Annotated in this window: 8 protein-coding genes; 6 read left to right on the top strand and 2 right to left on the bottom strand. The window is 63.9% G+C overall.

What is annotated here, in order from left to right; genetic code table 11:
- Positions 1–993 (bottom strand): NAD(P)H-hydrate epimerase (locus tag FV228_RS17410; protein ID WP_147855784.1); only part of this gene is annotated, 993 nt, incomplete at its 3' end.
- 194 nt (positions 994–1,187) lie between these two features.
- On the opposite strand from FV228_RS17410, the gene FV228_RS17415 reads away from it, so the two are divergent.
- Positions 1,188–1,526, top strand: a complete 339-nt coding sequence (locus tag FV228_RS17415) for a P-II family nitrogen regulator (RefSeq protein ID WP_003600526.1) — start codon at positions 1,188–1,190, stop codon at positions 1,524–1,526.
- A 238-nt stretch (positions 1,527–1,764) separates the two neighbouring features.
- Positions 1,765–1,941, top strand: a complete 177-nt coding sequence (locus tag FV228_RS17420; protein ID WP_147855779.1) for a DUF2735 domain-containing protein — start codon at positions 1,765–1,767, stop codon at positions 1,939–1,941.
- Positions 1,942–2,016: 75 nt separating this feature from the next.
- Here FV228_RS17420 and FV228_RS17425 read toward each other — a convergent pair whose 3' ends face one another.
- Positions 2,017–3,051 carry a glutamine synthetase beta-grasp domain-containing protein gene (locus FV228_RS17425; RefSeq protein WP_147855780.1) on the bottom strand — a complete coding sequence of 345 codons (1,035 nt, stop codon included), beginning with the start codon at positions 3,049–3,051 and terminating at the stop codon, positions 2,017–2,019.
- Between the two features lie 341 nt (positions 3,052–3,392).
- Between FV228_RS17425 and glnA the strand changes: the two genes are divergently transcribed.
- From glnA to FV228_RS17445, 4 genes are all read left to right on the top strand, one after another.
- Entirely contained in the window at positions 3,393–4,802 is a 1,410-nt protein-coding gene (gene glnA / locus FV228_RS17430) for a type I glutamate--ammonia ligase (RefSeq protein ID WP_147855781.1), read from the top strand.
- Between the two features lie 160 nt (positions 4,803–4,962).
- Positions 4,963–5,616 (top strand): RNase A-like domain-containing protein, encoded by a 654-nt coding sequence (locus FV228_RS33175; RefSeq protein WP_246693934.1) that lies wholly within the window; start codon positions 4,963–4,965, stop codon positions 5,614–5,616.
- Position 5,617: 1 nt separating this feature from the next.
- Positions 5,618–5,896 carry a hypothetical protein gene (locus tag FV228_RS17440; protein WP_147855782.1) on the top strand — a complete coding sequence of 93 codons (279 nt, stop codon included), beginning with the start codon at positions 5,618–5,620 and terminating at the stop codon, positions 5,894–5,896.
- Positions 5,897–6,268: 372 nt separating this feature from the next.
- On the top strand, positions 6,269–6,525 hold a 257-nt coding region (locus FV228_RS17445), incomplete at its 3' end, for a VOC family protein (protein WP_147855783.1).

The following is a 6,525-nucleotide window of genomic DNA, read 5'->3' on the forward strand; positions in this document are numbered from 1 at the left end:
CGCCCGTGGCCCCGCCCCCCCCCCCCCCCCCCCCCCCCCCCCCCCCCCCCCGGGGGGGCGCCGCGCCTCTGGCGGCGGCAGGTCGTCGAGGTCGTCGGCGGTTTCGCAGGGACGCAGCATGATGGCGGTGAGTTGGGCGGCGTTCTCCGCCAGGGCAGCCGTGGGCGACGCGAGCGTGACCAGGCCGGCCCCGACCCGCAGGGCCCCCCTGGCAGCGAGCCGGGCCGCACCGGTCTTGGTAGCGGGACCGGACAGAACCAGCGCGTGCCCGCGGGTGTATTTGTGGCTCTCGCCGGTCAGGCGCGGGAACACCCGCGCCCACAAATCCGGCCCGTTCCGGTGGAGCGGCGGCTCGGCGGCGGCGCAACCGACCTCCAGGGCCGCTTCGCCCGCCCCGATATCGGCCAGGTGCCGACGGCCGCACAGGCTCCGCCCGGGCTGCAGCAGATGCCCCGGCTTGAACGCGACGAAGGTGACGGTCTCGACGGCGCGGATCGCGACGCCGCGTACGGCGCCGGTATCGCCGTCGACGCCGCTGGGGACGTCCACGGCCAGCACCGGGCGCCCACCGGCATTCACCGCCTCGATCAGGGCACGGGCGACGCCGTCGAGATCGCGCGACAGGCCGGCTCCGAACAGCGCGTCGATCACGAGGTCGCCGGAGGGCAGCGCGGCGGCCGTCGCCGGATGCACGGGGCCGGTCCAGGCGTCGGCCGCCAGGGCTGCATCACCCGTCAGGGCGGCGCGATCGCCGAGGAGGCACAGATCGACCGCGTAGCCGCGCTCCGTCAGCAGTCGTGCGGCGACGAACCCGTCGCCGCCATTGTTGCCCGGCCCGCACAGCACGACGGCGCGGCCGCCGTCGGGCAGCAGAGCCGCAGCGCGAGCGGCCACCGCGGCACCGGCGGCCTCCATCAGTCGAAGGCCAGGAATACCGCCATCGACGGCCGCCGCATCGACCCGGCGCATCGCCGCCACCGTCAGCACTCGCATGCTCATCCCCACGTCTGCCCGTGCACCGAACACCGCTGATTAAAAATGCGCCACAAATTCATCCAAAGCCCGAAGGATGTGCGTAGCTTGCGCTCCGAATGGGCACTAACGTGACGCCCGTCGCGAAAACGGCGTGGCGGAGGCTTCCCGACGATGTTAGAAATATCCGGCAGCGCAGCGCAGGCCCGAGCGGCATGAAGAAGATCGAAGCGATCATCAAGCCTTTCAAGCTCGACGAGGTGAAGGAGGCGCTCCAGGAGGTCGGCCTCCAGGGCATCACCGTCATCGAGGCGAAGGGCTTCGGCCGTCAGAAGGGCCATACCGAGCTCTATCGCGGCGCGGAATACGTGGTCGATTTCCTGCCCAAGGTGAAGCTCGAGATCGTGCTGTCGGACGCCCTCGTCGAGGGTGCCGTGGAGGCGATCCGCAAGTCGGCCCAGACCGGCCGCATCGGCGACGGCAAGATCTTCGTCTCCACGATCGAAGAAGCGATCCGCATCCGCACCGGCGAGACCGGCACCGACGCGATCTGAAGGCTGATCCGCGCGGCGTCGAGCCGGCGGATCTTACGCCTTGATCACGGGAACGATCAGCATTCCCACTCCGCGAACGCGCGTTTTCCTGCCCCGGCACCGTCCTGCCTAAGAATTCACGCTGCACGAATGTCCGGCATCGACGTGCCGAGGCATGGAGTGTTGCGCCGGCAACCCCACATCCTCGGGCACGGACGGCCGGATCGGCCGCTTCGATCCCATTCAGGAGGACCATGTGATGGCCGGAACCGACGGGCGTGAAACCGCCAAGATCTACGAATTGTCGGCATTCCGGCGCGCCCGACCCGCACCGCGGGCGGCCGAGAAGGCCAAGCCCGTGTCGATGCCGAGCTTCGGCGGCGCCTGGTACCACGAGGCCGCGATCCGCGACGACGAGCGCCCGCGCCGGACCTGAAAACGGCGAAGCCGGGCGCGAAGGCCCGGCTCCGGAGATTGTTGGACGTCGGAAGCTTTCGGCTCCCGATCCGCCTCAGGCGGCGACGGCGGCCTCGGTCGGCACCGAAGAGATCGTCTTCAGCACCTGCGAGGCGATCTGGTAGGGGTCGCCTTGCGAGTTCGGGCGGCGATCCTCGAGGTATCCCTTGTAGCTGCTGTTCACGAAGGAGTGGGGCACGCGGATCGAGGCGCCGCGGTCGGCCACGCCGTACGAGAATTCGTGGATCGAGGCGGTCTCGTGCTTGCCGGTCAACCGCATGTGGTTGTCCGGGCCGTAGACGGCGATGTGATCCTCACGGTTATTCTTGAACGCCTCCATGAGGGCCTCGAAATAGGCCTTGCCGCCATGCTCGCGCATGAACGCGGTCGAGAAGTTGCAGTGCATGCCCGACCCGTTCCAGTCGGTGTCGCCGAGCGGCTTGCAATGGTACTCGACGTCGATGCCGTAGGACTCGCAGAGGCGCTGGAGCAGGTAGCGGGCCATCCACATCTCGTCGGCGGCCTTCTTCGAGCCCTTGCCGAAGATCTGGAATTCCCACTGGCCCTTGGCCACTTCGGCGTTGATACCCTCGTGGTTGATGCCGGCGTCGAGGCAGAGGTCGAGATGCTCCTCGACGATCTTGCGGGCGACGTCGCCGACGTTCGAATAGCCGACGCCGGTGTAGTACGGGCCCTGCGGGGCCGGGAAGCCGCTGGCCGGGAAGCCGAGCGGGCGGCCGTCCTTGTACAGGAAGTACTCCTGCTCGAATCCGAACCAGGCGCCGGCATCGTCCAGGATGGTCGCGCGCTTGTTCGACTCGTGCGGGGTCTTGCCGTCCGGCATCATCACTTCACACAGGACCAGGACGCCGTTCTTGCGGGCCGGGTCGGGGAAGTGGCGCACGGGCTTGAGCATGCAGTCGGAGCTGCCGCCCTCGGCCTGCTTCGTGGACGAGCCGTCGAAACCCCACATCGGGAGCTGGTCGAGGGTCGGGAAGCTGTCGAATTCCTTGATCTGCGTCTTACCGCGCAGGTTCGGGACCGGCGTATACCCGTCGAGCCATATATACTCGAGCTTATATTTCGTCATTCCGGTTCTCTCGTCCGTTGTCGATGCGCGACCTGGTCAATCCCCGGGCGACGCGAACGGCATGCCGCCGTCTCGACGGCCGCTGCCGCCTTTGCACGGACTATGCCAGGACTGTCTTCGTCCGCCTTCGATAGGTGGTGATTGCGCAGTTAGCCGATCACGGAATCGAGAGGCTCGGACCGAGAGGGAGCCAAACGTCTCGTTCCATGGGCGATTCCGCCCGTCCGCGGGTGGCAACGCGCGCGCGCGACGGATATCAAGCGGCTCGGCCGGTGCGGCCCGACCCAACGACGGCCGCTCCGAGCGAGAATCCCCGACGCCTTTCCTGGAGGATGCCCACGATGACGACTGCGGCCGAGGTTCTGAAGACCATCCGGGACAACGACGTACGCTACGTGGACTTCCGGTTCACCGATCCGCGCGGCAAGTGGCAGCACGTCACGTTCGACGTCTCCTTGATCGACGATGAGATCTTCGCCGAAGGCACGATGTTCGACGGCTCGTCGATCGCGGGCTGGAAGGCGATCAACGAGTCCGACATGCTGCTGATGCCGGACCCGTCCACCGCCTGCCTCGACCCGTTCTTCTCGGCCTCGACCCTGTCGATCATCTGCGACGTGCTCGAGCCCGCCACCGGCGAGCCCTATTCCCGCGATCCCCGCGGCACCGCCAAGCGCGCCGAGGCCTACCTGCAGCAGACCGGGATCGGCGACACGATCTATGTCGGCCCCGAGGCCGAGTTCTTCGTGTTCGATGACGTGAAGTTCGCCGCCGACCCCTACCGCACCGGATTCGAGCTCGACTCGACCGAGCTGCCGACCAACGGCTTCACCGATTATGAGGGCGGCAACCTCGGCCACCGGGTCCAGACCAAGGGCGGCTACTTCCCGGTGCCGCCGCAGGATTCGGCCCAGGACATGCGCGGCGAGATGCTGGCCGCCATGCAGTCCATGGGCGTGAAGGTCGAGAAGCACCACCACGAGGTGGCCAGCGCCCAGCACGAGCTCGGCATGAAGTTCGACGTGCTGACCAAGCTCGCCGACCACATGCAGATCTACAAGTACTGCATCCACAACGTCGCCCAGAGCTACGGCAAGTCGGCGACGTTCATGCCCAAGCCCGTCTTCGGCGACAACGGCTCGGGAATGCACGTCCACCAGTCGATCTGGAAGGACGGCAAGCCGGTCTTCGCCGGCGACAAGTATGCCGGGCTTAGCCAGGAATGCCTCTGGTACATCGGCGGCATCATCCGGCACGCCAAGGCGCTCAACGCCTTCACCAACCCGTCGACCAACTCCTACAAGCGGCTGGTGCCGGGCTACGAGGCGCCGGTGCTGCTCGCCTACTCGGCGCGCAACCGCTCGGCCTCCTGCCGGATCCCGTGGACCAAGAGCCCGAACGCCAAGCGCGTCGAGGTCCGCTTCCCCGACCCGATGGCCAACCCCTACCTGGCCTTCTCGGCCCTGTTGATGGCCGGCCTCGACGGCATCCGCAACAAGATCGACCCGGGCCCGGCCATGGACAAGGACCTGTACGAGCTGCCGCCGAAGGAGCTGAAGAAGATCCCGACCGTGTGCGGTTCGCTCCGCGAGGCGCTCACCAGCCTCGACAAGGACCGCACCTTCCTCAAGGAGGGCGGCGTGTTCACGGACGACCAGATCGACTCGTTCATCGAGCTGAAGATGACCGAGGTGCTGCGCTACGAGATGACCCCGCACCCGATCGAGTTCGTGCAGTACTACTCGCTGTGATGTGAAGGGGGGGCCGGGCGCGAAGCCCGGCCCCGACTGTGAGAGGTGAGGTGGAAGCGCCCGTCGCCTACTCCAAAGCCAATTATCGAACAAAACAAGAACATGCTTGACACATAAGATTATTAGCCTATGAATGACCCGCTCGCAGGCGGGGTGATTCATGGTCACGAAAGAGATCGTCGTCACCCGGTTCCGGTGGCAGCTGGCAGCTCTCAGTGTTGAGGTGAAGCTGCTTCGACTTGGCCTCATCCTTCGGGCCTACAATCCCGGCCAACCGCGGGTCCCCGCTGGGCATCCGGACGGGGGACAGTGGACGAGTGCCGACGGTTCGATCGGTCGCCAAAGAGATGACGATGTCCGTCTTTTCTTTGTCGGCGATGGAACCGATCGGCAGTATCGCGTCGATCTCAGATCTGAAGAAGGCCAAGGAGGACATACCCTCGGAAGGCACGTCGGAAAATCTGATGACGAATTGTTCGAGCGTGTGCGGAAATCGCAATGGCGTTCATTGATAGCCAACGGAGGAATTAAGCGAGATGGCAGCTTTGATTCGATCGAATCTGCAAATGATTTAGTTAACCAAACCATTGAGTCCAACCGGAATTCTGTCGATCGCGTTGCCTCTGGCGCAGATGCCCGCAAATTCATAAAAAAATTATTTGATCGTAAAACTGGTCGAGAGGCCTATAGTACAGACGAAGGTATTGTTCACATGCGGGACACATATAGCGTAGGCGTTGAACTTAGGTATGATTCTACTTCTCCGCGAGGATTCCGCGTCCGTTCGGCCTATCCTTTAACAGAGGGAGATTGAAATGCGTCTTTCGCAGGAATTCATCGAGTTCACTTTGCAATTCTATCAAGACCTTCTCGATGATGTGTCCAGTGAAGATGAGATGATCGATACCGTTCTTTCTCCAATAAAGGGGGACACAAAACGAGCAAATTTACGAAATTTTCTAGATGTAATCACACAGGACAAGATTTCAAATGAGGAATTGCGGAAGCTGTGGTGGTCATCATCTGCCGATGTTGTGTTTCACGACGGCGCCGAATTGAGAGCTTTTCTCATTAGGGTGCGGCATCGATTGTGACAAATATTTTCGGCGAAACTAAGCGCAGCGACGCCGAGGGCGGCTTCCCGAGAAGTCAGAATTTACCTGCTTCTGCGCGTGGCTCAACCACGATATCGCCGATTTGTAATGCTCGTTCGAAAACTTTACTAGCTTGTACCTTGGCGGATGTAGAGGCAAGGAACTAAGCCGGCGGCGCGATTTCATCGGTGCTGTACTAAGAAAAATAGCCTGAGGCCGAGTGGTATGTCTAGGCTCCAAACTACCGCAAGCACAGATGGGGTTTCGATAGGCCGGCGATTCTATGGCGCTTTCGGGCTCAGTTCACAAAAATTTGCAGAAAAGTCGGTGACACGTCGAGCTCCTGACCCTTCAACGACGGCTGACATACGCATGCTCACCCTCGACCACCTCGTCGTCGTGGCCCCCGATCTCGCGGAGGGCGTGGCTCATGTCCGCGACTGCCTCGGCCTCGACATGCCGGAAGGCGGGCGCCATCCCGAAATGGGCACCCGCAACCACCTGCTGCGCCTCGGCGCATCGACGTTCCTCGAAGTGATCGCCGTCGATCCCGAGGCAACGCCCCCGGCGCGCGCCCGCTGGTTCGGCCTCGGCGAGGCCGCGCGGGTGCGGGCGGAGTGGGAGGCAGG

Source organism: Methylobacterium sp. WL18 (genome assembly GCF_008040015.1).
Taxonomy (GTDB): Bacteria; Pseudomonadota; Alphaproteobacteria; order Rhizobiales; family Beijerinckiaceae; genus Methylobacterium; species Methylobacterium mesophilicum.